Here is a 26102-nt window from a genome sequence, read left to right as displayed (position 1 = left end):
AGATGCGTAAACTCCTTCTTGCTACCCTGATTGCTCCCGTTCTTCTCGCCGCGCCGGCAGCGTCGGCGTTCGATCCCGATACGCCGGTGGGTAAGCCGAAGCCCGCCTTTCCAGTGACGCTCGGCAGCGAGGAAGACACGACGATCGGCCTTGCGTTCCGGACCGCGTTCGGCCTTGCCAAGGGCGCCGAGCCGACCGCAACGCGTGAGATCGACGGTCGCACTTACACATTCCGTCCCGCCGCGATCCATCTGCTCCCGAACAATGTCGGCGTGCTGCTGAGCCTCGGCAGCCTCGACGAAGCGGGGCACAGCGAGGGCGGGGTCAACGCGATCCATTATCTGCAGGGCGGCCCGTCTGGCTGGCAGCGCAAGGGCGAGTGGCTCGACCTCGGTTCGGTCGGCAGCGTCGGCAACGCCGCGACCGCCTGGGCCTTCAGCGATGCAATCGGCAAAAATCCCTATCTCATTACCTCGGGCGGCGGCGTTTGGCAGGGCTGCGCGATCAGCAGCGCGACGCTGACCGAACTGGCGCCCGACGCGCCGGCGGATCGCGCGAGCTTCACCGACAGCATGAGCTCGGGTGGCGGCCTGAACCAGAAGGAACAGGGCTTCGACGGGCAGATCACCGCGGCCGTTCCCGACAAGAGCTTTACCGTCACCTATTCCGGGACACGCACGATCAAGCAGCAATATCTGTTCAAAAATGGCAAATATGAACTGGTCGGCAAGGACCAGATTCCGGGCTGCTGAGGAGAATGAGATGAAACTGGGTCGCCTCAACCATATCGGCGTCGCCACGCCGTCGATCGCCGACAGCATCGTCTTTTACCGCGATGTGATGGGGGCGACGCAGATTCATGAACCTTTCGATCTGCCCGAACAGGGCGTGAAAGTGTGCTTCGTCGATACGCCGACCGACTCTTCAGGGCTTGGGGGGCTGAACGGCACACAAATCGAGCTGATCGAGCCATTGCCGGGTAATGCGTCGATCGCGGCCTTCCTGCAAAAGAACCCGGCAGGAGGGCAGCATCATCTGTGCTACGAGGTTCCCGATATCCATGCCGCCAAGGCCGAGTTCGAGGCGATGGGCAAGCGCGTGCTCGGCGAGCCGCGGATCGGGGCGCATGGGACGCTGATCTTCTTCCTGCACCCCAAGGATATGGGCGGGGTGCTGACCGAGATTATGGAGACGCCGAAGGGCGACCACTGACGTTCATTTCATCGTCACCCCGGACTTGATCCGGGGTCCCGCTGGCGGGCGTCGCAAAGCGGGGTGCCGGATCAAGTCCGGCATGACGAAAAGAGAGTAGAGACTGCATATGACCGACAAGCCAACGCTCGACCAATGGGCCGCCGCCGCGGAAAAGGAAGTGAAGGGCAAGGACCTCACTTGGGCGACGCCCGAGGGTATCGACGTCAAGCCGCTCTACACGGCCGAAGACGTGCAGACCGATCCCGGCCTGCCTGGCTTCGCGCCGTTCACACGCGGCGTTCGCGCGTCGATGTATGCCGGACGCCCTTGGACGATCCGTCAATATGCAGGCTTTTCGACCGCCGAGGAATCGAACGCCTTTTATCGCCGCAACCTGGCGGCGGGCCAAAAGGGCCTGTCGGTCGCCTTCGACCTCGCGACGCACCGCGGTTATGACAGCGACCATCCGCGCGTCGTCGGCGACGTCGGTAAAGCGGGGGTCGCGATCGACAGCGTCGAGGATATGAAGATCCTGTTCGACGGCATCCCGCTCGATCAGATGTCGGTGTCGATGACGATGAATGGCGCGGTGATCCCCATCCTCGCCTTCTTCATCGTCGCGGGCGAGGAGCAGGGGGTCGAGCGCAAGCTGCTCGACGGGACGATCCAGAACGACATCCTCAAGGAGTTCATGGTCCGCAACACCTATATCTACCCGCCCGAACCGAGCATGCGGATCATCTCGGACATCTTCGGCTATACGTCGCGCGAGATGCCCAAGTTCAACAGCATCTCCATCTCCGGCTATCATATGCAGGAAGCCGGGGCGACGCAGGTGCAGGAACTGGCATTCACCATCGCCGACGGCGCCGAATATGTGCGCTATGGCGTCGCATCGGGGCTCGACATCGACAAGTTCGCCGGGCGCCTGTCCTTCTTCTTCGCGATCGGCATGAATTTCTTCATGGAGATCGCTAAACTTCGCGCCGCGCGGGTGTTGTGGCACCGCGTGATGACCAATCTTGGTGCCAAGGACGAGCGGTCGAAGATGCTGCGCACCCACTGCCAGACGTCGGGCGTCTCGCTCACCGAGCAGGACCCATACAACAACGTCATGCGCACGACGATCGAGGCGATGGCGGCGATGCTCGGCGGCACGCAGAGCCTCCACACCAACGCGCTCGACGAGGCCATCGCGCTGCCGACCGACTTTTCGGCCCGCATCGCGCGCAACACCCAGATCGTCATCCAGGAAGAGACCGGGATGACCAAGGTCGTCGATCCGCTCGGCGGCTCCTATTATGTCGAGGCTTTGACGCAGGAACTGGTCGACAAGGCGTGGGAGATTATCGAACGCGTCGAGAAGGAAGGCGGCATGGCCAAGGCCGTCGCGGCGGGCTGGCCCAAGGCGATGATCGAGACCGCAGCAGCAGCGCGTCAGGCGCGTGTCGACCGCGGCGACGACGTGATTGTCGGGGTGAACAAATATCGCCTGGCGAACGAGGATTTGCTCGAAACGCTGGAGGTCGACAACACGAAGGTGCGCGAGGCGCAGATCGCGCGGATCAACAAGACCAAGGCGGCTCGTGACGAAGCGGCCTGTCAGGCGGCGCTGAAGGCGCTGCGCGATGCTGCCGCGGGCGAGCAGTCGATCGAGAATAACCTGCTTGCCCACGCCGTCGATGCTGCGCGCGCGCGCGCGACGCTCGGCGAAATTTCTTCGGCGATGGAAGAAAGCTTTGACCGTTACGGCACCCAGCCGACCCCGGTGAAGGGCGTCTATGCCGCGCCCTATGAAGGCGATGCGCGCTGGCAGCAGGTGCTTGACGGTGTCGCGGCGGTCGAACGCCGTATGGGCCGAAAACCCAAGCTGCTCGTGGCCAAGATGGGTCAGGATGGGCATGATCGCGGCGCGAACGTCATCGCCTCGGCCTTTGGCGACATGGGCTTTGATGTCGTGTCCGGCCCCTTGTTCCAGACGCCTGAGGAAACGGTGGTGCTGGCGCTCGACAGCGGCGTCGATGTCGTCGGCGCATCGAGCCTTGCCGCGGGGCACAAAACGCTGATCCCCGAACTCATCAACAAGCTTCGCGAAGCCGGCCGTAACGACATCAAGGTCATTGCAGGCGGCGTCATCCCGCCGCAGGATTACGACTATCTCCGCGACGCGGGCGTCCAGGGCATCTACGGCCCCGGCAGCAATGTGGTCGAATGTGCCGCCGACGTGCTGCGCCTGCTCGGCCACAATATGCCACCGCTGGAGGATGCTGCTTGAACCATCTGCTTCGCCTGATGCTTGCAGGGGTGGCCGCCATGAGCGGAACGGCGGCGCACGCCGAACCCGCCAGCCGTCCGAGCGAATATCGCAAGAATGTCCCTGTCGAGTTGATCTATCGGCAGCAGATCGACGACGTCTATTTCACCGACTGGTATGGCCGCGTCGAAAAGAGCGACGGCCCCTGGCGCGACATCTATTTCGAGACGAGCGACAAATATGTGAACAAGGGGCTGATCCGTCTGAATTGCGACGATCCCGAAGCCGATATCGACTTCACGCTTTACGGCGTCGGCGAATATGGCAACGCCGAAACCGGACGGCAGGTGACGATCAGCTATGGCGACCGTCGGCCGTGGGCGGAAGGCAATTATCAGGACATGTTCGGCGAAACGCCGACGATCGAATTTTACGGCGCCGCTCTAGAGCGCTTCTGCAAATAACATCAAAGGGCCGAAATCCATGAACCTCTCCCAAACTGCCCCGCAAGACGATCAGGTGCGTACCGACTGGACGCGCGAGGAAATCGCCGAGCTGTTCGACCTGCCGTTCGACGAACTGATGTGGGAGGCGCAGGGCGTCCACCGCCGCCATCACGCGCGCGGCGAAGTCCAGCTTTGCACCTTGCTGTCGATCAAGACCGGCGGCTGCGTCGAGGATTGCGGTTATTGCTCGCAGTCGAAAAGCGCCGAAAGCGGATTGAAGGCGACGAAGCTGATGGATGTGCGCGCGGTCCTGCAATCGGCAGCGCAGGCGAAGGATTCGGGATCGAAGCGATTCTGCATGGGTGCCGCCTGGCGCAACCCAAAGGACCGCGACATGCCTGCGATCGTCGAGATGATAGAGGGCGTGCGCCAGATGGGCATGGAAACCTGCATGACTCTGGGGATGCTGACCAAGGAACAGGCGCAGACGCTCGCGGTCGCGGGGCTCGATTATTATAACCACAATATCGACACTTCTCCCGAGAATTACGGGAATATCATTTCGACACGGACGTTTCAGGACCGCCTCGATACGCTCGAGGAAGTCCGCAACGCCGGGATCAACGTCTGCTCGGGCGGGATTGTCGGGCTGGGCGAGAACCGGCAGGATCGTGTCGGCTTCATCCACGCGCTGGCGACGCTCGAACGCCATCCCGAAAGCGTGCCAGTGAACGCGCTGGTGCCCGTAAAGGGCACCGTGCTCGGCGACATGCTCGCCGACACCCCGCTCGCGAAGATCGACGACATCGAGTTCGTCCGCACGATCGCCGTCGCGCGCATCACCATGCCGAAATCGATGGTCCGCCTGTCAGCGGGGCGCGAGAGCATGTCGGAGGCGACGCAGGCGCTGTGCTTCATGGCGGGCGCGAACAGCATCTTCACCGGCGACAAGCTGCTCACCACCGGCAACCGCGGCGACAATGCCGACGCGGCGCTGTTCGCGAAGCTGGGGATCGTGCCGATGGTGAGCGAAGAGCCGATGCGCGCGCAAATGGAAGCGGCGGAATGATCCTTTCGGCCCTCTTGGCATTGGCGGCGGCCGCCCAGGATCCCGAGATCGATTGCGACAATGCGATGGCGCAGTTCGAACTCAACGCATGCGCGTACAAGGAATTCGAGCGCGCGGATGCTGCGATGAACGCGCAGTGGAAGGTGACGGCGGCGCGCATGAAAGCGATCGACGCCGAGTTCGACCGCACGCAGGACAATCGCCCCGGTTATTTCGACACATTGCTCGCGGCGCAGCGCGCCTGGCTGACCTACCGCGACAAGCAATGCGCGAGCGAAGGCTACACGATGCGTGGCGGCTCGGCCGAACCGATGGTGATCAGCGGTTGCCAGACGCAACTCACCGATGCGCGTACCAAACAACTCAAAGATCTGATTGAGGAATATTGAGGGCCATGTTCAAGAAAATCCTGATCGCCAATCGCGGCGAAATCGCCTGCCGCGTCATCAAGACCGCGCGCCGCATGGGCGTCGCGACCGTCGCCGTCTATTCGGACGCCGACGCGCGCGCGCCCTTTGTGCAGATGGCCGACGAGGCGGTGCATATCGGGCCGTCGCCCGCATCCGAATCCTATCTGATCGCCGACAAGATCATCGCGGCGTGCAAGGCGACGGGCGCCGAGGCGGTGCATCCGGGCTATGGCTTCCTGTCCGAACGCACCAGCTTTGCGGAGGCACTGGCCAAAGAAAATATCGCCTTCATCGGCCCGCCGGTAAACGCGATCGCGGCGATGGGCGACAAGATCGAGTCGAAGAAGCTCGCGAAGGAAGCGGGCGTCAACGTCGTCCCGGGCTTCGTCGGTGAGATCGACGATACCGAACATGCCGTGCGCATCTCGAACGAGATCGGCTATCCGGTGATGATGAAGGCATCGGCGGGCGGCGGCGGCAAGGGCATGCGCCTCGCCTATGACGAAAAGGATGTTCGCGAGGGATTTGAAGCGACGAAGCGCGAGGGGCTCAACAGCTTCGGCGACGACCGCGTCTTCATCGAGAAGTTCATCCTGAACCCGCGCCACATCGAAATCCAGATCCTGGGCGACCAGCACGGCAATGTGCTCTACCTCAACGAGCGCGAGTGCAGCATCCAGCGCCGCCACCAGAAGGTGGTCGAGGAAGCGCCGTCACCGTTCGTCACCGAAAAGATGCGCAAGGCGATGGGCGAGCAGTGCGTCGCGCTGTCGAAAGCCGTCGGCTATTACAGCGCGGGCACCGTCGAACTGATCGTCTCGGGCGCCGATCCGACGGGCGAGAGTTTCTACTTCCTTGAAATGAACACGCGGCTTCAGGTCGAACATCCGGTGACCGAGGCGATCACCGGCATCGATCTGGTCGAGCAGATGATCCGCGTCGCGGCGGGCGAGAAGCTCGAGATCACGCAGGACGATGTGAAGATCGACGGCTGGGCGATCGAGAACCGGGTCTATGCAGAGGATCCTTATCGCGGCTTCCTGCCCTCGACCGGGCGGCTTGTCCGTTACCGAACGCCCGTTCCCGCCTGGGAAGGCGAAGAGCGCGGCGTCGATGGCGTGCGCGTCGATGCGGGGGTAGAGGAAGGCGGCGAAGTGTCGATCTTTTACGATCCGATGATCGCCAAGCTGGTGACCTGGGGCAAGACGCGGGACGAAGCCGCCGACCTGCAGATCGCGGCGCTCGACCGCTTCGAGCTCGAAGGGCTCGGGCACAATATCGATTTCGTCTCCGCCATCATGCAGCACCCGCGTTTCCGCTCGGGCGAACTGACGACGGGTTTCATCGCCGAGGAATATCCCGAGGGATTCCACGGCGCACCGACGAATGGCGATGTGACACGTGCGCTCGCGGCTATCGCGGGCTTTATGGCTAGCGCCGAGGCCGACCGCGCGCGCCGAACCGACGGCCAGCTCGGCGACCGGCTCGAACCGCCTTCAAAATGGCAAGTGTCGATCGACGGCGCGCCGCACAAGGTCAAGATCGGCGACAAGCATATCAAGGTCGAAGGCGACCGGATCGACATCGCGCTGGAGTATACGCCGGGCGACCGGCTCGTCGTTGCCGATATCGACGATAGCGAACTGGCGGTAAAGGTCGCGAAGACGCGTACCGGCTGGAAGATGACAACGCGCGGACACATCCACGATGTCCGCGTGCTGCCCTGGCACGTCGCACCGCTGGCGACGCATATGATCGAGAAGATTCCGCCCGATCTTTCGAAATTCCTCATCTGCCCGATGCCGGGACTGCTCGTCACGCTGCACGTGGGCGAAGGCGACAAGGTGGAAGCCGGCCAGCCGCTCGCGACTGTCGAGGCGATGAAGATGGAGAATATCCTCCGCGCCGAAAAATCGGGTGTCGTGAAAACCGTGAACGCCGCGCAAGGCGACAGCTTGGCGGTCGATGCGGTTATCCTCGAAATGGAGTGATATTCGAAATCCGTTCGTGCTGAGCTTGTCGAAGCACCCGCCTTCCTTTTACGGCGTTGGCGAGAAGGGCAGCCCTTCGACAAGCCCAAGGCGAACGGAGTTTGGAATATGCACGTCAACCACGATCAAGATGCAGCAGCGGCAGAGACGATCAGCTTCGACGATTTTCTCCGCGTAGACATTCGCATCGGCACGATCGTTGAGGCCGAACCCTTTCCCGAGGCGCGCAAACCCGCATTCAAGCTGAAGATCGACTTCGGTCCCGCGATCGGGGAGAAGAAAAGTAGCGCGCAGATCGTCGACCGCTATGCGCTGGAAGAACTGCCTGGGCGGCAGGTGGCTGCCGTCGTCAACTTCCCGCCGCGTCAGATCGGCAAGTTCATGTCCGAAGTATTGACGCTTGGTTTCGCCGACGAAGAAGGCGCGGTCATCCTATTTGCACCCGATCGCAAGGTTCCCAACGGCTCGCGCCTCTTCTGAGCCCCACATCATTGCGAGCGTAGCGAAGCAATCCAGAGTAGCGTAAACCGCTCTGGATTGCTTCGCTACGCTCGCAATGACGGCGGACGGGGAAGCTGGGGGAGAGAGGGCATGACATTACCCGTAACCGCGTTCGTTGCAGCCATTTGCGCCTTGCTGCTGCTCATCACAGCGATTGACACCGTACGCCAGCGGTTGCGCGTAAAGGCCGCGTTCGGCGACCATGGCGATGCCAAGCTGATCAGCGCCAGCCGCGCACACGGCAATCTCGCCGAATATGCGCCGATCACGATCATCCTGCTCGGGCTGCTCGAAACCGCGCGCGCCAATCATATGGGGCTGATGATCGTCGGTGCGATCTTCCTCATCGGCCGCGTCGCGCACGTCATCGGGCTCTACACGCCGTCGGAACCGGGGAAAGCGCCGCTGGGGCGCCAGGTCGGTGTGCTCGCGACCTTCGGGGCGTTGCTGGTGCTCGCCGGTTGGACGCTGTGGATCCTACTCACCAGAAATCTTTGAACCTTCGTTACGCCGGACTTGATCCGGCATCCATTTCTGCCGCGGGGCTATGGACCACGGATCAAGTCCGGGGTGACGAAGAAGGTTAGTCGACGAGTGCCACCGCGCGGATCCAACCCGCGCTCGCCCGCTCGATCTTCACCGGGAAGCAACTAAAGGTAAACCCGGTCGCCGGAATGGCTGTCAGATTGGTCAGCTTCTCGATCTGATAATAGGGCCGGATTCGCCCCGCCTTATGACCTTCCCAGATAATCGACGGATCGCGTGTTTCGGCCCAGCGCTTCGCGGTGTGGCTGAACGGCGCGTCCCAGCTCCACGCGTCGGTCCCGACGACCTGCACGCCGCGCGCCGTCAGATAAAGCGTCGCCTCTGCGCCCATGCCGCAACCCTGATCGGTGAAATTGTCAGTGCCGTAGATCGCACCCGACTGGACGAGCACGATGTCGAGCGGCTGGAGATCGTGCCCAATGCGTGCGAGTTCGGCCTCGACCTCGGCGCCGCTCACGACATGGCCGTGCGGGCGGTCCGAAAAGTCGAGCTTCACCCCCGGACGGAAGAACAGGTCCAGCGGTGCCTCGTCGATCGATGGGGCAGGGGAAACGCCGCTGTCGGTCGTCGAGTGATAATGCCAGGGCGCATCCATATGCGTACCATTGTGCGTGCTGAGCGACAGCATCTCGACCGCCCAGCCTTCGCCGTCGGGCAGATCCTCCCGCGTCAGGCCGGGGAAGAACATCGCGATCTGCTCCCACGTATTCTCGTGGGTCATATAGGTGATGTTCGGACGCATCACCGGCGGGTCGGATACGACGTCGTTGGTGATCGGGATCGAAAGGTCGATGAACTGCATTCAGGCATCCTGCCACCGGATTGACGCTACGCCAAGAAGGCTTGCGCGGCGGCGCTTGCCCGGTAGAGATGCAGCAAAGCTTTGCGATTTTCAACGACACGCCGATACGAAAGAAATATTGGGGCGCCTTGAATGAAGTCGGATTGCGTGCGTCTTCTTTACTGACGCCCGCGACCTTGGGCGATCTTTCATGCCCGACCGGGATTGAATAAGCCCCAAGCAAAAGGGGCAAGGGAGAGTGTATGACAGAAAGTGCCGTCGCCGGACCCGGCGCCGTTTATGAACCGACCGCGAAAGATATTCGAATGGTCATCGCCGCGTCGTCGGCGGGTACCGTGTTCGAATGGTATGATTTCTTCATCTACGGCACGCTCGCGGCGATCATTGGCAAGGCCTTTTTCCCCAGCGACAATGCGACGCTCGAAATCCTGCTCGTCTGGGCGGGCTTTGCGGTCGGTTTCGGCTTCCGCCCGCTCGGCGCCGTTCTCTTTGGCTTTCTCGGCGACCGGCTCGGCCGCAAATATACCTTTCTCGTTACCGTCACCCTGATGGGCATTGCGACCGCGGGGGTCGGCATGATCCCCTCGGCTGCAACCATCGGCATCGCGGCGCCGATCATCATCATCCTGCTCCGTGTGCTGCAGGGGCTCGCGCTCGGCGGCGAGTATGGCGGCGCCGCCGTCTATGTCGCCGAACATTCGCCGCCGGGTAAACGTGGTTTCTATACCAGCTTCATCCAGGCAAGCGTGGTTGGCGGCTTTGTGCTGAGCCTGATCGTCGTACTCGGCTGCAAGGCGTTGATGCCCGATGCGGTCTGGGAAAGCTGGGGGTGGCGCGTGCCGTTCCTGCTGTCGCTGATCCTGCTCGCCATCTCTTTGTGGATGCGCCTCAAACTGTCGGAAAGTCCGGTATTTCAGGCGATGAAGGCCGAGGGCGAGATTGCGAAGAACCCGGTGAAGGAGAGCTTCACCTACCCAGGCAATCTGAGGCGCATCTTCATCGCGCTGTTCGGCATCGCCGCGGGTCTGACCGTGATCTGGTATACTGCGATGTTTTCAGGCCTCGCCTTCCTCAAAGGGCCGATGAAGGTTGAGGATACGGCGGCCGAAATCATCGTCGGCGTGGCAGCCGCGCTTGGCATGGGCTTCTTCATCTGGGCGGGCCGCATCTCCGATCGGGTCGGGCGGAAAAAGCCGATCGTTTGGGGATATGCCGCAACGCTCGTGCTTCTCTTCCCGCTCTTCTGGCTGATGGGTAGCGTCGGCAATCCCGCGCTGACGGGGGCAGCCGAAAAGGCGCCGGTGGTTGTCACCGGGTCGCAGTGCAGCTTCGATCCCTTTGCGCAGAAACAGGAAACCGCCTGCGGAAAGACGCTCGGCGAACTTACCAAGCTGGGCGTGCCGTACAAGGTCGTCGATCGCGGCAGCCGTTTCGACAGCGTGCGCGTGACGATAGGTGGCCGCGAAGTCGCCGGCGAAGATCCCGCGGTCCTGAAACCTGCGCTCGAGGCGATGGGCTATAATTTCGAAAAGCAGATTCCGGACATACTCGGCATCGCGGTAATCATCATCGCACTGCTCGGCCTCAGCGCGCTCTCGGGCTTCACCTATGGCCCGGTCGCGGCGCTGTTGTCTGAGATGTTCCCGCCGCACGTGCGCTACTCGTCGCTGTCGATTCCCTATCATCTTGGAACCGGATATTTCGGTGGCTTCCTGCCCCTGATCGCGAGTTTCATCATCGCAAAGACGGGGAATGCCTATGCCGGGCTGTGGTATACGTGGGGCGTGGTGCTCGTCGCCTTCCTCGTGACGGCCTTCATGCTCAAGGATCCGGTCGAGGGGCAGTGGGACAAGCCGGCCCGGGGCACTGCGCCGACGGCCTGAACCCCCATTGGCGCGGCGATTGAACCGGTATAGGGGCAGCGGGATGATAGAAGTCCCGTCGCCGCTCCGTCTTCGTCTCGACAGCGATGCGCTTGTCGCCAATTGGCGCTGGCTGGCCGCGCAAAGTGGCTCGGCGGCGTGCGGCGCCGCGATCAAGGCCGACGGTTACAGCCTCGGCGCGCGTGAGGTGATGCGGCATCTTGTCGCTGCCGGTTGCCGCGATTTCTTTGTCGCGACATGGCGCGAGGCGGCGGCACTGATGCCTTTGCCCGAGGGCGTGTCGTTATCGGTCCTGCACGGCGTCGGCGTGAGCGACATGATCGCCGCGCGAACGCTGCCGGCCCGCCCGGTGCTCAACAGCGTCGAGCAGGTTCAGCGCTGGCGTGCGGCCGGCGAAGGGCGGCCATGCGACGTGATGGTCGATACCGGGATGAACCGCCTCGGTCTGCGTGTCGATGAAGCCATGGGCGGCGCGCTCGATGGGCTTTCGATCGAAACCCTGCTCAGCCATCTTGCTTCGGCCGACGAGGACAGCGAGCAGAATGCGAACCAACTGACGGCCTTCCGGACCATTCGCCAGTCGATTCCGGCGCGGCGATACAGCCTTGCAAACAGCGCCGGCATCTGCCTCGGCACCAACTATGCGTTCGACCTGACGCGCCCGGGCATCGCACTTTACGGCGGTACGCCGCGTGGGGAGGCGCGGGGATATATCCGGCAAGTCGTCTATCCCGAAACGCGCGTGCTGCAGGTCCGCAACCTGCACCAGGGTGAAACGGTCGGATACAATGCGACCTGGACTGCGAAGCGAGAAAGCCGGATCGCGGTGGCCAATATGGGCTATGCCGACGGTTATCTGCGCTGCCACGCCGGAGCGGGGCACGCGATGTGGCAAGCGCACGACCTACCGTTGATCGGCCGGGTGTCGATGGACCTCATCGCCTTCGACGCCAGCGACGCGGAACCGGTGGCTGAAGGCGACTGGCTTGCGCTCGAATATGATCTTCCCGAAGTGTCGGTGGCTAGCGGTCTGTCGCAATATGAATTGCTGACGGGCCTCGGCGCGCGCTTTGAGCGCCGCTGGGCTTAGGAGGCGCTCGGGAAAAGGCGCCCCGCTCCGCCCGGCATATCTCTCCGAATAGCAAAAGAAAGGGCCCCGAACTTGCGTTCGGGGCCCAAATTCTTGTCCAATCCGAAGGATTAGAACTTGGCCGAGGCGTTCACGAAGAACGTACGGCCACGATAGTCGTAGCCCGAATAGAGCGGCGCGTTACCGATGGTCGTGTAACCGATCGCCGAAATACGCGGCGGCTTCTTGTCGAACAGGTTCTGAACACCAGCCGTGATTTCATACTTCTCGGCAATGTTGAACTGGACCGAAGCCGAGTGCAGGAAGTAGTTCGGGGCTTCGAGATAGTAGCTATCGCGATAGGCCTGAACCAGGTCAGGATCCGAAACGCCCGTCAGTTCGTCATAAGCGAAGAACTTGTACGTCCGATCACGATCGCCATCGATCCAGTCGAGACCGTAGCGCAGCGTCACGTTGTTGAAACGGTACGTTGCGTCAAAGGTGCCAACCCAGTCGGGGTTCACGACCGTACCATTCATGTCGGTCAGGAACTCTTCGGGGAAGAGGCGGCTCGACTGTTCGGTATATTTCGTGATGTTGGCATTCAGCGTGAAGCGGCCGCCGAACAGGTCACGCGAGTAACGACCGTTGAACTCGAAGCCCTTGCGGATGTCTTCCGAAAGGTTGACGAAGCTGCTCGTAACGGTCAGCGCGTTGTTCGCATCGCGTTCGACAAAGCGGCAGAAACCCTCGCTCGCATTGAAGTTGGGGTCGCCATAGCAGCGATTCAGGATCGTCGTGGCATCGAGGTCCGCGACGCCGTTGCTGACCTTGATGTTGAAATAATCCAGCGACAAGGAAAGCTGACCAACCGATTCAGGCAGGACCGGACGGATAACAACGCCGACCGACCAGTTCTTCGAGGTTTCTGCCTCGAGACCGGCATCGGCACCGCCGACACGGAAGGTGGTGATACCGCTGGTCTGCTGGAACCCGGCGGGCAGGCCGATGGCAAGGCAGTTCGCCGAGATGATCTGCTCGTTCGGCGACTGGCTGGCCGGGGGCGGCAGATCATCGCAGGGATCGAGCGTGCTGCCAAGGAAGCCGCTCGTCGCGCCGAGGAACTGTTCGGCGAGAGCCGGGGCGCGATACGACGTGCCATAGCTGGCGCGGAGACCGAACCCGCGGATCGGTTCCCACTCGGCCGCGACCTTGAAGGTCGTGTCCGAACCATAGGACTTATAGTCGGTATACCGCCCCGAAGCGGTCAGGTTGAGGCGATAGAAACCGGGCGTGTCGGCAAGGATCGGCACGAAGACTTCGCCGTAGATTTCCTTGACGCTGTCCTTGCCGACCGTCGGCGTGCCGGCGGTCAGGCCAAGCAGGTTGCCGTTGATCGAGTTCGGATCGGGCTGGTCGTTGATGCTCTGCTTGCGATATTCGGCGCCCAGCGCGAGCTGGACATCGCCGCCGGGCATCGCGAACAGCGGACCGTCGACGTTGAACGCGAAGGTCGTTTCGCGGAACTTGGTGTTGCCGATCGTGTTGACAAGGATCCAGTCCTTGAAGTTCTGCGGCAGGCGGCCGCCGATGACATCCGCCGAGAGAGCCGGAGCAGCGATACAGTTCGGGTTCGTTGCCGAGCTGGCGCAGCGGAAGGTGCCGTTGCCGTTGCTGACGGCGTCGAGCGACTGGGCCAGACGATCGATCAGGAAGGATTCGATTTCGTAACGGCCATCGTTCCACGACTTGCCGACATAGGCGTCATAGCGCCAACTGGGCAGGAAGAAGTCGCCGCGAATGCCGCCCGACACGCGAGCATAGTCGACTTGCTGACGCGAGTCGGTCAGGCCAAAGCCGATGAAGGCACGGGCCATGACGTCGCGGCCGCCCGAGGTTTCGTTCGGTGCCAGGAGACGCGTTCCCTGACGGAACTCGACGGGCAGCAGTTCGCTTCCGCGGACATAGTCCAGCGACAACTGGCGATACAGCGGCGACGACGACTTGCGGCGGGTAACGAGCACTTCGCCATAGACTTCGGCATTGCCAAGGATGTCGGTGTTATAGGTACCCGAAAGATAGCCGGTGTAGATTTCGGCGCTCGTGATCAGCGGCTCTTCCTGCGATGCAGGGTCGAACGTGTCGCGATCATAGGTGCCGACACCGAGATAGCCCGGGAGCGGGCCGCCCGTGCCCGGCGAGGGGACGAAGCGGTTGAAGGTGCCGACGGTACCGCTCGTACGGCCAATTGCCTGGCGTGCGGAAACGCCGAGCGTGTTGATCGTCACGCCGCCATTGTCGAGCGTGAAGCAGTTCCGCGGATCGCCGACCGGGAAAGCGTCGCCCGATCCGAACTCCGACCCTTCGCCGTCCAGGAAGCCGCCGATCGGGCACTTGAGCCACGGCACGTCATTCAGCGAGAGCTGGTCGCGCTTGCGATATTCGACCGAGCCGATGATGTTGAGGCGGTCGGTTTCGAAACCGAACGAGGCGGCGACGCGCTTGTCAACGCCCGCGCCGACTTCGGGCACGTTCACCTGCGCGTCGAGGACCAGGCCGCGCAGCTTGTTGTCGGTAATGATGTTCACAACGCCGGCGACGGCGTCCGAACCGTAAATCGACGAAGCACCCGCCTTCAGCACTTCGATGCTGCTGACGATTGCGGTCGGAAGGACGTTAAGGTCGGCTGCGAGAACCGAACCGCGCGTGCCGCCCGGTGCCAGGCGGCGGCCGTTAAGCAGGACCAGCGTACGGCTCGGGCCGAGGTTGCGCAGGCCCAGCGTGTTGGCGCCGGTACCACCGTCGGTCACGAAACCGCCGTAGAAGTTGTTGATCTGGCCCGAACCCTGCGTGACCGCATTGCTCTGCAGCGCATCGGCCGCACTGTTGAAACCCGCCTGCGTGATTTCCTCGGCAGTGACGACCGTGATCGGCTCAGCGACCGAGAATTCGTCACGACGGATGCGCGAGCCGGTGACAACGATCGCGCCGTCATTGGCATTTTCGGCAGTCTTTTCGGTTTGGGCCGTTTCGCTTTGCGCCATGGCAGGCGCGGCAATAAACAAGGCAAGAGTCAGGGCAGAGCCCCGCACTAGCAGGCTAGTCTTCTTCATGATTTAATTCCCCGGTTGTCCGTTCAAAAAATGAGACTTGAACGGATTGACACCAATCAAGACCGAAATTTTCGGGGGCACAAGCTTTTGATGAAGTTTTTCTGACACTCGGCAGACTCAGATGTGTCGCTGTGGCTTTTTCGCAACAGATTGGCCCCGAAGAGGCGATGTCGACTTGAAATCAAAGTGCTGACCCGTGAAACGAACGACCTTAGGCGGCCCTCTAAGCCGTAAAATATGCTATAGTTTTGATTTCCTCTGCAACTATATTGCGTTCACGCCTCTTGGGAGGTCGCAAAGCCCGTGGCCTGTCGAACCAGCTTATGTGAACGTTCTTCCTTGCCCTGCCTGCCGCGCAGGGCTTGCGAATCGCGTCGGTCCCGCCCTGTGGAGCCGCGAATCCGCGCATGTTGCGACGCATCATTATTTGATGCTAATGCAGGGTTTGATACCCGGCGGCGCGATCGCACCGCCTGGGAACACAAGGAGCGCAGGTCAAGATGGCGAAGTCCAAGGCGGGGGCGACGGAAGATGGCGTCGTCACGATCAAGAAATACGCCAACCGGCGCCTCTACGATACCGAGCGTAGCTGCTACATCACGCTCGAGGATCTTGGGACCATGGTTCGGGATGGTCGCGAATTCCGCGTCGTCGATGCCAAGAGCGGCGACGACATTACCCATAATGTCCTGACGCAGATCATCATGGACGAGGAAACGCGCGGCGAAACCCTGTTGCCGGTCAATTTCCTCCGCCATCTGATCGGCATGTACGGCGACAAGATGCAGTCGATGGTGCCGCAATATCTCGAAGCTTCGATGACCGCATTCCGCAAGAACCAGCAAGATGTCCGCTCCGCATTCGAAGGGGCGCTGGGGTCGAACCCGCTTGCCGAACTCACGCGTCGCAATATGGAAATGTTCCAGCAGGCGGCGGGGGCCTTCATCCCAGGCGCAAGCGGTGGAAAGGCCAAGGATGCGGAGATCGCCGCCCTCCGGGCCGAAGTGGCCGAACTCAAGGCCGAGCTCGCAAAGAAGAACTAGGCCGGGCGCTCGCCCAGCCTCAACGACAGAAATCGGATTATCATGATCAAGCATGCGCTCAGCGTAACCCGGCAGGCCGACTTCGCGGCCTGGTATCAGGATGTCATTGCCGAAGCCGACCTCGCCGAGGAATCGGGCGTTCGCGGTTGCATGGTGATCAAGCCGTGGGGTTATGGCATCTGGGAACGCATCCAGACCATCATGGACGCTGGCATCAAGGACATGGGCGTCCAGAACTGCTATTTCCCGCTCTTCATTCCCTTGAGCTTCTTTGAGAAGGAAGCCGACCATGTCGATGGTTTCGCAAAGGAAATGGCGGTCGTAACGCACCACCGGCTGATCCAGGACGGCAAGGGCAAGCTGATCCCCGATCCCGAGGCGAAGCTGGAAGAGCCGTTGATCGTCCGTCCCACGTCGGAAACCGTGATCGGCGCCGCGATGAGCCGCTGGGTCCAGTCGTGGCGTGACCTGCCGCTGCGCGTCAACCAGTGGGCCAATGTCGTGCGCTGGGAAATGCGTACGCGCATGTTCCTGCGCACCGCCGAATTCCTGTGGCAGGAAGGCCATAGCGCACACGACAGCAAGGAAGACGCGGTCGCCGAAACGATGCGCGCCCTCGAACTCTATCGCCGCGTCGCCGAAGAGGCGCTCGCGCTGCCCGTGATCGCGGGTGAGAAGCCCGAGAATGAGCGTTTCCCGGGCGCCGCCGCGACCTATTCGATCGAGGCGATGATGCAGGATGGCAAGGCGCTGCAGGCCGGCACGTCGCACTATCTCGGCACCGGTTTCGCCGAGGCTGCGAATATCCGCTTTCAGGACAAGGAAGGCGGCCACAGCCTCTGTCATACGGTCAGTTGGGGGTTCTCGACCCGCACGATCGGCGCCGTCATTATGACGCATGGTGACGACGATGGTCTCCGCTGCCCGCCGCGCATCGCGCCGCACCAGATCGTCATCGTCCCGATGCTGCGCGACAATGACGAGGATCAGGCGATCCTGGACTATTGCGCGTCGCTCGAAAAGGAATTGAAGGCGCTCGACGCCTTCCGCGAACCCGTGCGCGTGCTGCTCGACACCAATGCCAACAAGGCGCAGACCAAGCGCTGGGGCTGGGTCAAGAAGGGCGCGCCGATCATCCTCGAAATCGGTCCGCGCGACGTTGCCGGCGGCAATGTCGCGGTGATCCGCCGGGATCGGCTGTACAAGCACGACGGCAAGCTCAACAGCGCCTTCGTGCCGCGCGGCGATTTCGTCGCTGCCGCCGTCGCGACGCTCGGCGAGATTCAGGACAATCTCTATGCCGAGGCGAGGGAGCGTCTTCACGCTAATATCCGCCGCGACGTCACCGACCTTGCTGCGCATTATGCAGGTGAGGACAAGTTCACCGGTTGGGTCGAGGTGCAATGGTCGCGCCCGACCGGCGCCGTCCTCGATGGGATTGTCGAGAAGCTGAAATCGCTCAAGCTCACTATGCGCAACACGCCGCTCGATGCCGCCCCCGCCGATGGCGCCTGTTTCTTCACCGGCGAGCCCGCGGTCGAACGCGTGCTCATCGGGCGGACCTATTGAGACAACGCTTCCGGTCCGGTTAGCGCTGCATCAACCCTGAAAGTCATTCGCCGCCAGTCGTATTTCTGATACGCTGGCGGCGCAGAAGCTCGTTCATCGGGCTCGCTCGCCGGCTGTCTCGCCGCGGCAGGTCGCATATCGCCTTCGATTCAGCAGGGGAGTGATCGTGATGAAACGGAAAATTATTGGCTCGGCCGCAATTTGTGCGTTGCTGCTCGGCCCCGCCGCGCCCGCATTTGCCAAGCCGCCCTCGGACGTCTCCGACCTCGTCGGCGCCCGCGCAGCCGGCGCAGAAACACAGATGCAGAGCCGCGGCTATTCGATGCAAAGCACCAAGGGCGGCGGGCAATATTGGTGGAACAGCGGAACAAGGACCTGCGCGCGCATCGTCGTTTCAAATGGCCGCTATGCCAGCGTCGACAAGACCGACGCGAGCGATTGCGGACATAGCGATGGCGGCGGTTCGGGTGCCGGCGCCGCGATCGCGGGCGTCGCAGCCATCGGTCTGATCGCCGCGCTCGCCAGCCACAAGAAGAAGCACGGCAACGACCCCGGCGGCGATCACGACAGCGAATATGGCCGCGGATACAACGACGGCCTCTATGGCGGTCAATATGACCGCAACGACAGCGAGGCCTATCACGACGGATTCATGGCGGGCGAGACCGAGGCATCGAACCGTCGCGCGGCCAATCGCCCCTATGCGCGCGGCGGGCCCGATGCGGCAAAGGCGGCGTGCGAGGCACGCGGCGACCAGTATCAAAATGCCCCCGGAGGCAGCAGCGTCGCGGTCAGCCAGCGTGGCGATGGATCGGGCAATTATGTCTTCACCATCGCGACAGGACATTATCGGTCGACCTGCACCGCGACGGCATCTGGGCAGGTGATCAACATTTCGCCCTATTGATCGACGTATCGTGAGGGGGTGACGGGTCGCTCGCCACCCCCTATCAGCGGGCGATGGTCCGAAAAAAACAACATGGTCTGCCGACGCCCGAGCAAATCCTCCGCTTTATCGAAGAGAGCAAGGACGCGGTGGGGAAGCGCGAGATCGCGAAACATTTCGCGCTCCAGGGCAATGACAAGATCGCGCTGAAGGCGCTGCTCAAGGACATGACCGATGAGGGGCTGGTCGACCTGGCTCCCGGACGCGCCTTTCACAAGCATGGCGGCCTGCCGCGCGTGACCGTCCTTCGTATCGTTGCGATTGAGGGCAGCAATCTATGGGCGGTGCCCGATCGCTGGGAAGGCACCGGCCCCGCGCCGCGCCTGCGCGTAATGGAGCAAGGCCGCAAGGGCGCGCTTGGCGTCGGCGACCGTATCCTCGCGCGCACCGAGGAACGCGGCAGCGGGCATGTCGCGCACCCGATGAAGCGTCTTCAGGCCAGCGCCGAAATGGTGATCGGCGTGCTCGTCGAGGACGTCGGCCCCGGCGGTAAGCCGATGGTCTGGCTGCGACCCGCCGACAAGCGCGCGCGCTATGACTTTGCGGTCGCCGACAAGGGCGATGCCGATATAGGCGACCTTGTCCGAGCCGAACTCACTGGGCGCGGCGCCGCGATCAAGGCGAAGGTCATCGACCGCATCGGCGATCCCTTTGCGCCCAGATCTTTGAGCATGATCGCAATCGCGCGGCATGAAATTCCGCATGTTTTCGGATCCGAAACCATCGCGGAGGCTGAAAAGGCGGCAAAGCTGCCGCTCACGCCCGACGGACGCGAGGATTTGCGCGACTTGCCGATCGTCGCGATCGACCCGATCGACGCGCGCGATCATGACGATGCGGTCTGGGCGATCCCCGACGACCAACCGGGCAACAAGGACGGTTTCCGCGCGATCGTCGCGATCGCCGACGTCAGCTATTATGTTCGCCCCGACGGCGATCTCGACCGCGAGGCGCGGCGCCGCGGCAACAGCGTCTATTTCCCCGACAGGGTCGTCCCGATGCTTCCGGAGACTTTGTCGGCGGGCGTATGCTCGCTCAAGGCCGGCGAGGATCGTGCGGCGATGGCGTGCCATCTCATCATCGACAAGCATGGGAAAGTGACGTCATGGCGCTTCGCCCGCGCTCTGGTGCGGTTGCGCGGGAACATCGCCTATGAACATGCGCAGGCGGCTTATGACGCCGATACGCCGCGCGAAGACTGGGATGCGGACGTGCTCCCGACGCTAAAGAATCTGTGGGCCTGCTGGGCGCTCCTCGCCAAGGCGCGCGCCGCGCGCGATCCACTCGATCTCGACCTGCCCGAACGTCAGGTGATCCTCGACGAACAGGGAAGCATTGCCGAAATCCGCGTCCGCGACCGGCTCGATTCGATGCGGCTGATCGAGGATTATATGATCGCGGCGAACGTCGCCGCCGCAAAGGCGCTCGAGGCCAAGAAATCGCCCGTGATGTATCGCATTCACGAACCACCAAGCCGCGAGAAGCTTGTTGGGCTCAAGGACTATCTCGAAACCTTTGAGCGAAGCTTCTCGCTTGGGCAGGTGATCACCCCGGCAGTGTTCAACCGCCTCATCGACGGCTTTTCCGAAGACGACCGGTTGCCAGAGATCATGCAGGCGATACTGCGCAGCCAGACGCAGGCCTATTACGGCCCCGCCAACGCGGGCCATTTCGGTCTCGCGCTTGGCTCATACGCGCATTTCACCTCGCCGATCCGCCGCTACGCCGACCTCATCGTCCACCGCGCGCTGGTCGACAGCTATAAACTCGAAGTGCCGGGCAAGCCCAAGGACCTGCCCGCACGCACCGGGCTTGGCGAAGCCGACGCCAAGGGGCTGTCACGTATCGGCGAAGCGATCAGCGCGCTCGAGCGCCGTGCGATGGAGGCCGAGCGCGAGACTGTTGACCGCTATGTCGCCGCCTATCTTGCGACCAAGACGGGCGAGATCGTCGTCGCGCGGATCACCGGCGTACAACCCTTCGGCTTCTTCGCGACCGTCGACGGGCTCGGTGGTGACGGTCTGGTTCCGGTTTCCACGCTCGGCAGCGAACGTTTTTTCTATGACGAAGCGGCGCGGAGCCTCGACAGCGAACATGGCCGCGTCAGTTACACGACGGGGCAGCGTATCGAACTGCGCCTGATGGACGCCAATCCGGTCAGCGGCGCACTGCGCTTCGAACTGCCCGATGCGCCCGAAGGCGGTTTCCGGAACCGTCCGCCACGGCGCGACGGGATAAAGGCGAAGGGCCCAGGGAAGGGGCCTGGGAAAGACAAGGCGGGCAAGCATATGGTCGGCAAGCGCGGCCGCCCCGCGAACATCAAGCATAAGGGCAAGCGGCGCTAACCCATTTGGCGTTATCGCTCGGACAGCGTCTGCAACAGCGCCGCACTCTCCGCATCCGCCGGGAAAAACGCCTCGATCGCGAGCTCCGATAGCGTGATATCGACCGGCGTACCGAAAATCGTCATCGTCGAGACGAAGCGGATCTGCCCCATTGGCGTGTTCAGGATTAGCGGTACCGCAATGCCGTTCGCTGCGCTGCGATGGTGCGAGTCTTCCGCGATGGGGTAGGCCGCCAGTTCCATACGCAGCGCGATCAGCCCGGCATCGCCGCTCGCATCGACCTGATGATCGAGCCGTTCGAGCAGATGCGCGCGCCACTCGCCGCGATTGACGATATGCGGCGCCAGCCCCTCGGGATGCAGCGCGATGCGGAGCACGTTGACGGGCGGTTCGAACAGATGCGGCGCCGCTAGGCCAGCGAGGATCTCGACGGCGCTGTTCGCCGCGATCATATTCCAGTGCCGGTCGACCGCGAGCGCGGGATAGGGTTCGTGCCCTTTCAGTACATGCTCGACGATCGCGCGCATCCCCGCCATTTCGTCGCTGTCGAGCGCGCGTTCCTGGTAATCCGGCGCATAGCCCGCCGCAAGCAGCAGCGCATTGCGCGCCCGATGCGGCACTTCGAGACAGTCGGCGATCCGTTGCAACATTTGCGCGCTCGGTTTCGACCGACCTGTCTCGATGAAGCTCAGGTGCCTCGTCGAAATCTCGGTATCGAGCGCGAGGTCCATCTGGCTCATCCGGCGGCGCGTGCGCCATTCGCGCAATTGTTCGCCGAGCGTTGCGACTTGCATGCTCGTCTCCTTCGTCCAGAGAGCTATACCTTCGCCTTCCTCTTTTCCATTACCTCCGGAGTAATCGACGTCATTCAATCAGGCGTCCAATTGGACGGGGTCGAAAGGAGAACCCGAATGTCGATCCTCAACCTCAAGAATATCCTCATCGCCGACGCCATCACCTGCGGAGGCGTTTTTGCCATTGTCCTCTTCGCCGCTGGGCCGGTGGGCGCGCTGCTCGGCTTGCCCTCGAATGTCGTCGCGATCGGCGGCTGGATCTGCCTTGCCGCAGCGCTGCTGATGATCGTCGCGGCGCGGCAGTCGGTGCCGAACGCGGCGCTGGTCAAGCTCATCGCGCTCGGCAATCTTGGCTGGGTAGCGGCAAGCTTCGCAGTTCTCGCGACCTTCGCGGCGCAGATGTCCGGCCTCGGCATTGCTGTTGTCGCCGCGCAGGCCCTGGGCGTGCTCGGCTTTGCGATCCTCGAATGGAAAGACGCGGGCGTGCCGCGTTCGCTCGTCGTCTAACTCAGCGCATCGAGCCGGGCGATATCGATCCCGCCCGGCACCAGCATCACCGGACAGGGCAGCGATCCTGCATCCTGTCCGGTGAAGAAGGTCACGAGCGGCCCCGGTGCTCCGCTCGCCGCGGTTGCGAGCACCAGCGCGGCAATCTCGTCATTGGCACGGATCACCTCGCACACGACCTCGGCGGGTTTGCCCAATTTGACCATGGCCTGCGGCGTCACGCCTTCCTGAACCACCGCGTCGGAAGCCGCCGCGACAAGCTCCTCGGCATGCTCCCGCGCCTCGGCCTCGATCGTCGCCTGGACCCCGCCGAATGCGACGAAATCCTGCGGCGGAATGATCGCCAGCACGATGACGCCGCCGCCCGTCCGCGCCGCGCGCCGCGCAGCAAAGCGCAGCGCCAGCGACGCTTCCGGACTGTCGTCGATCACCACCAAATAAGTCCGCATCACCCCGACCCCTCGTGTTTTTGCTTGGGGTAAAGAGTGCGTCACATTCGTATGAAACGCAAGCTGGCCCGCTGGACCTTGATCGAAGCAAGGCTTATGGCGAAGAAGAATCCGTAGCGGCAGGCCTGTGCCTGCAAGACTGACAGGGACAAGCCTGAATATGCCAATCGAACTCAAAATGCCCGCTCTCTCGCCGACGATGGAGGAGGGCACCCTTGCCAAATGGCTGGTCAAGGAAGGCGACACGGTCAAATCGGGCGACCTGCTCGCCGAGATCGAGACCGACAAGGCAACAATGGAGTTCGAGGCGGTCGACGAAGGCACGATTGCGCAAATCCTGGTCGCCGAAGGCACCGACAATGTGAAGGTCGGCACCGTCATCGCCGTGATCGCGGGCGAAGACGAAGATGCGGGCAGCGTCAAGGCTGCTCCGGCGGCGGCTCCGGCCCCTGCCGCAGAACCCAAAGCTGAAGCGCCCGCCGCAGCACCCGCCGCTCCTGCACCTGCACCTGCACCCACCCCGGCGCCCGCAGTGGCCGCCGCCGCTCCCGCCGCATCGGGTGATCGCATCAAGGCCAGCCCGCTAGCCAAGCGTCTGGCCGCCGAGCGCGGAATCGACCTTTCGACCGTCACGGGCACGGGCCCCGGTGGCCGCATCGTCAAGGATGACCTTGACGGCGCATCAACCGGCGCGCCCGCGGCGCCCGCAGCGGCGCCGAGTGCGGCTACTCCGGCCGCCGCCGCTCCTGCAGCAGCCCCGGCACCGGCTACCGCCGGCACGATCCCTGATTTCGGCATCCCGCACGAGGACGAAAAGCTGTCGGGCATGCGCAAGACGATCGCGCGTCGCCTGACGGAATCGATGCAGCAATCGCCGCACATCTACCTGACCGTCGACATCCGCCTCGACGCGCTGCTCAAGCTGCGCGGCGAACTCAACGCCAGCCTCGAAAGCCGCGGCGTCAAGCTCAGCGTCAACGACATGCTGATCAAGGCGCTCGCGGTCGCGCTCGAACGCGTGCCGGCGTGCAATGTCTCGTTCGGCGGCGACGTGATGCGCAAGTACAGCCGTGCCGACATCTCGGTCGCGGTGAGCATCCCGGGCGGCCTGATCACCCCGATCATCGTCGACGCGGGTGGCAAGTCGATGTCGAAAATCTCGACCGAAATGTCCGAGCTCGCGGCAAAGGCGAAGGAAGGCAAGCTTCAGCCCAATGAATATCAGGGCGGAACTGCCTCGATTTCGAACATGGGCATGATGGGGATCAAGCAGTTCACCGCAGTGATCAACCCGCCGCAAGCGATGATCATGGCGATCGGCGCGGGCGAGAAACGCCCCTACATCGTCGATGACGCGCTTGCGATGGCCACCGTCATGTCGGCCACCGGCAGCTTCGACCACCGCGCGATCGACGGCGCCGACGGCGCGCTGCTGATGAAGACCTTCAAGGAACTGGTGGAGAACCCGCTGGGGCTGGTCGCCTGATCGGACCAGGGTGATGCGCTTCGTTCGGCAAATTGTTCATTTGTTGATCGGGCTGCTCGCCACGGCGTTCGTCGCGGCTGCGGCCAGCTTAGTCTGGCCCACCGCTTCGCATTGGATTTGGATCGCCGCCTATGTGGTCATGGTCGTTCTCGCGTTACGCGAGCTGATCATGAGGCAACGTACAAAGCCCGGCGGATAAGGAGAATATTGTGGCCGATACCAACTACGACCTCATCGTCCTCGGCTCAGGCCCCGGCGGCTATGTCGCGGCGATCCGCGCGGCGCAGCTTGGGCTGAAAACCGCAATCGTAGAGCGCGAAAATCTTGGCGGCATTTGCCTCAACTGGGGCTGCATCCCGACCAAGGCTTTGCTCCGCTCGGCCGAAATCTATCATTATATGCAGCATGCGGGCGACTATGGCCTCGTCGCGGCGCAGATCAGCGCCGATATCGATGCCGTCGTGAAGCGCAGCCGCGGCGTTGCGAAGCAGCTCAGCCAAGGCGTCGCCTTCCTGATGAAGAAGCACAAGATCACCGTCCATATGGGCGAAGGCAAGTTGACCGCGCCGGGCAAGCTGGAGGTGAAGGGCGAGAAGGGGACAGAGACCCTCTCCGCCAAGAATATCATCGTCGCGACGGGCGCCCGCGCGCGCGACCTGCCGTTCGCTCCCGCAGACGGCAAGCGCATCTGGACCTACCGTCACGCGCTCGTCCCGCCCGAAATGCCGAAGAAACTGCTCGTCATCGGATCGGGTGCGATCGGCATCGAATTTGCGAGCTTCTACAGCGACATGGGCGTCGATGTGACCGTCGTCGAAATGCTCGACCGCCTCGTCCCCGTCGAGGATGCCGATGTGTCGGCCTTCCTCGAAAAGGCGCTCAAGAAACAGGGCATGACGATCTTCACCGGCGCGGGCGTCGAGGAACTGAAGGCCACCGCAACCGGCGTCACCGCGAAGATCAAGACGAAGGACGGCAAGACCGAAAGCGCCGAATTCAGCCACGCAATCGTCGCGATCGGCATCGTCCCGAACACCGAGAATATCGGCCTTGAAACGCTCGGCGTGAAGACGACCAAGGGCCATATCGACACCGACGCGATGTGCCGCACCAACATCCCCGGCATCTGGGCGATCGGCGACGTCACCGCGCCGCCATGGCTCGCGCATAAGGCGATGCATGAATCGGTGATTTCGGTCGAAGCGATCGCGGGCAACCACCCGCACGCGATGGACCCGCGCAACATCCCCGGCTGCACCTATTGCCGCCCGCAGATCGCCAGCGTCGGACTGACCGAAGCAAAGGCCAAGGAACTCGGTTACGAGGTCAAGTCCGGCACCTTCCCCTTCATCGGCAACGGCAAGGCAATTGCTCTGGGCGAGGCCGAAGGTTTCACCAAGACCGTGTTCGATGCGAAGACCGGTGAACTGCTGGGAGCGCACATGATCGGCGCCGAAGTCACCGAACTCATTCAGGGCTATACGATCGGCAAGACCGCCGAACTGGTCGAGGATGATTTCATCGGCACCGTTTTCCCCCATCCGACGCTCAGCGAAACCATGCATGAGGGCGTGCTGGCGGCGTTCGGACGGCCGCTGCATATTTGACGATCTGATCCTCCCCGTCGCGAAGCGATGGGGAGGGGGACCGCTCGCCGCTGGCGAGTGGTGGAGGGGCCCCTCCGT

22 protein-coding genes are annotated in these 26102 nt (G+C 62.7%); 18 read left to right on the top strand and 4 right to left on the bottom strand.

Going from position 1 to position 26102, the window contains the following annotated elements:
• Positions 1 to 2 precede the first annotated feature (2 nt).
• From KEC45_RS08710 to KEC45_RS08670, 9 genes are all read left to right on the top strand, one after another.
• Complete coding sequence (locus KEC45_RS08710; RefSeq protein WP_152682343.1) at positions 3 to 752, top strand: hypothetical protein; 750 nt, start codon at positions 3 to 5, stop codon at positions 750 to 752.
• A 10-nt stretch (positions 753 to 762) separates the two neighbouring features.
• A complete protein-coding gene (mce, locus tag KEC45_RS08705) occupies positions 763 to 1212 on the top strand; it encodes a methylmalonyl-CoA epimerase (protein WP_062180402.1) in 450 nt (149 codons plus the stop codon).
• A 109-nt stretch (positions 1213 to 1321) separates the two neighbouring features.
• Entirely contained in the window at positions 1322 to 3469 is a 2148-nt protein-coding gene (scpA, locus tag KEC45_RS08700; protein ID WP_062180405.1) for a methylmalonyl-CoA mutase, read from the top strand.
• Entirely contained in the window at positions 3466 to 3912 is a 447-nt protein-coding gene (locus KEC45_RS08695; protein ID WP_062180408.1) for a hypothetical protein, read from the top strand. Before scpA ends, KEC45_RS08695 begins: the two co-directional genes overlap by 4 nt.
• Positions 3913 to 3931: 19 nt before the next feature.
• Positions 3932 to 4963 carry a biotin synthase BioB gene (gene bioB, locus KEC45_RS08690; protein ID WP_062180411.1) on the top strand — a complete coding sequence of 344 codons (1032 nt, stop codon included), beginning with the start codon at positions 3932 to 3934 and terminating at the stop codon, positions 4961 to 4963.
• On the top strand, positions 4960 to 5352 hold the full coding sequence (locus KEC45_RS08685; protein WP_062180414.1) for a lysozyme inhibitor LprI family protein: 393 nt from the start codon (positions 4960 to 4962) through the stop codon (positions 5350 to 5352). Before bioB ends, KEC45_RS08685 begins: the two co-directional genes overlap by 4 nt.
• A 5-nt stretch (positions 5353 to 5357) precedes the next feature.
• Positions 5358 to 7364: an acetyl/propionyl/methylcrotonyl-CoA carboxylase subunit alpha gene (locus KEC45_RS08680; RefSeq protein WP_062180417.1), complete on the top strand. Its 2007-nt coding sequence runs from the start codon at positions 5358 to 5360 to the stop codon at positions 7362 to 7364.
• Positions 7365 to 7472: 108 nt separating this feature from the next.
• Positions 7473 to 7844, top strand: coding sequence for a tRNA-binding protein (locus KEC45_RS08675; RefSeq protein ID WP_062180430.1), 372 nt, complete (start codon positions 7473 to 7475; stop codon positions 7842 to 7844).
• A gap of 111 nt (positions 7845 to 7955) precedes the next feature.
• Positions 7956 to 8363, top strand: coding sequence for an MAPEG family protein (locus KEC45_RS08670; RefSeq protein ID WP_083435766.1), 408 nt, complete (start codon positions 7956 to 7958; stop codon positions 8361 to 8363).
• An 85-nt stretch (positions 8364 to 8448) separates the two neighbouring features.
• Here KEC45_RS08670 and KEC45_RS08665 read toward each other — a convergent pair whose 3' ends face one another.
• A complete protein-coding gene (locus KEC45_RS08665) occupies positions 8449 to 9213 on the bottom strand; it encodes a cyclase family protein (protein ID WP_062180436.1) in 765 nt (254 codons plus the stop codon).
• A 242-nt stretch (positions 9214 to 9455) separates the two neighbouring features.
• On the opposite strand from KEC45_RS08665, the gene KEC45_RS08660 reads away from it, so the two are divergent.
• Together KEC45_RS08660 and alr are read left to right on the top strand one after the other, a co-directional pair.
• Positions 9456 to 11096, top strand: coding sequence for an MFS transporter (locus KEC45_RS08660; protein WP_062180439.1), 1641 nt, complete (start codon positions 9456 to 9458; stop codon positions 11094 to 11096).
• Positions 11097 to 11139: 43 nt separating this feature from the next.
• Positions 11140 to 12186 carry an alanine racemase gene (gene alr, locus KEC45_RS08655; RefSeq protein ID WP_062180442.1) on the top strand — a complete coding sequence of 349 codons (1047 nt, stop codon included), beginning with the start codon at positions 11140 to 11142 and terminating at the stop codon, positions 12184 to 12186.
• Positions 12187 to 12296: 110 nt separating this feature from the next.
• Here alr and KEC45_RS08650 read toward each other — a convergent pair whose 3' ends face one another.
• Positions 12297 to 15278 carry a TonB-dependent receptor gene (locus KEC45_RS08650; protein ID WP_062180445.1) on the bottom strand — a complete coding sequence of 994 codons (2982 nt, stop codon included), beginning with the start codon at positions 15276 to 15278 and terminating at the stop codon, positions 12297 to 12299.
• A 500-nt stretch (positions 15279 to 15778) separates the two neighbouring features.
• Between KEC45_RS08650 and phaR the strand changes: the two genes are divergently transcribed.
• From phaR to KEC45_RS08630, 4 genes are all read left to right on the top strand, one after another.
• Positions 15779 to 16321, top strand: coding sequence for a polyhydroxyalkanoate synthesis repressor PhaR (phaR, locus tag KEC45_RS08645; RefSeq protein ID WP_062180448.1), 543 nt, complete (start codon positions 15779 to 15781; stop codon positions 16319 to 16321).
• A 42-nt stretch (positions 16322 to 16363) separates the two neighbouring features.
• Complete coding sequence (proS, locus tag KEC45_RS08640; RefSeq protein ID WP_252171937.1) at positions 16364 to 17890, top strand: proline--tRNA ligase; 1527 nt, start codon at positions 16364 to 16366, stop codon at positions 17888 to 17890.
• A gap of 169 nt (positions 17891 to 18059) precedes the next feature.
• Positions 18060 to 18797, top strand: a complete 738-nt coding sequence (locus KEC45_RS08635) for a hypothetical protein (RefSeq protein WP_062183885.1) — start codon at positions 18060 to 18062, stop codon at positions 18795 to 18797.
• A 53-nt stretch (positions 18798 to 18850) separates the two neighbouring features.
• Positions 18851 to 21181, top strand: coding sequence for a ribonuclease R family protein (locus KEC45_RS08630; protein ID WP_062180455.1), 2331 nt, complete (start codon positions 18851 to 18853; stop codon positions 21179 to 21181).
• Between the two features lie 11 nt (positions 21182 to 21192).
• Here the strand turns inward: KEC45_RS08630 and KEC45_RS08625 are convergent, their stop codons facing one another.
• The gene (locus tag KEC45_RS08625; RefSeq protein ID WP_062180457.1) at positions 21193 to 21975 is read right to left on the bottom strand and encodes a helix-turn-helix domain-containing protein; all 783 of its coding nucleotides are present in this window, start codon (positions 21973 to 21975) and stop codon (positions 21193 to 21195) included.
• A 117-nt stretch (positions 21976 to 22092) separates the two neighbouring features.
• Here KEC45_RS08625 and KEC45_RS08620 point away from each other — a divergent pair, with 117 nt between their 5' ends.
• Positions 22093 to 22482, top strand: a complete 390-nt coding sequence (locus tag KEC45_RS08620) for a hypothetical protein (protein ID WP_252171936.1) — start codon at positions 22093 to 22095, stop codon at positions 22480 to 22482.
• Here the strand turns inward: KEC45_RS08620 and KEC45_RS08615 are convergent.
• Positions 22479 to 22931, bottom strand: coding sequence for a universal stress protein (locus tag KEC45_RS08615; RefSeq protein WP_062180463.1), 453 nt, complete (start codon positions 22929 to 22931; stop codon positions 22479 to 22481). The two genes, KEC45_RS08620 and KEC45_RS08615, sit on opposite strands and share 4 nt — an antisense overlap.
• A gap of 160 nt (positions 22932 to 23091) precedes the next feature.
• Between KEC45_RS08615 and KEC45_RS08610 the strand changes: the two genes are divergently transcribed.
• Together KEC45_RS08610 and lpdA are read left to right on the top strand one after the other, a co-directional pair.
• Positions 23092 to 24417 carry a pyruvate dehydrogenase complex dihydrolipoamide acetyltransferase gene (locus tag KEC45_RS08610; protein WP_252171935.1) on the top strand — a complete coding sequence of 442 codons (1326 nt, stop codon included), beginning with the start codon at positions 23092 to 23094 and terminating at the stop codon, positions 24415 to 24417.
• Between the two features lie 209 nt (positions 24418 to 24626).
• Positions 24627 to 26024 carry a dihydrolipoyl dehydrogenase gene (lpdA, locus tag KEC45_RS08605; protein ID WP_062180472.1) on the top strand — a complete coding sequence of 466 codons (1398 nt, stop codon included), beginning with the start codon at positions 24627 to 24629 and terminating at the stop codon, positions 26022 to 26024.
• The last annotated feature ends 78 nt before the right edge of the window (positions 26025 to 26102 follow it).

It is taken from the genome of Sphingopyxis sp. USTB-05, assembly GCF_023822045.1.
In the GTDB taxonomy this organism is placed as follows: domain Bacteria; phylum Pseudomonadota; class Alphaproteobacteria; order Sphingomonadales; family Sphingomonadaceae; genus Sphingopyxis.
The sequence above is the reverse complement of the archived record's forward strand: the minus strand, read 5'-3'. Positions and strand labels throughout refer to the sequence as shown.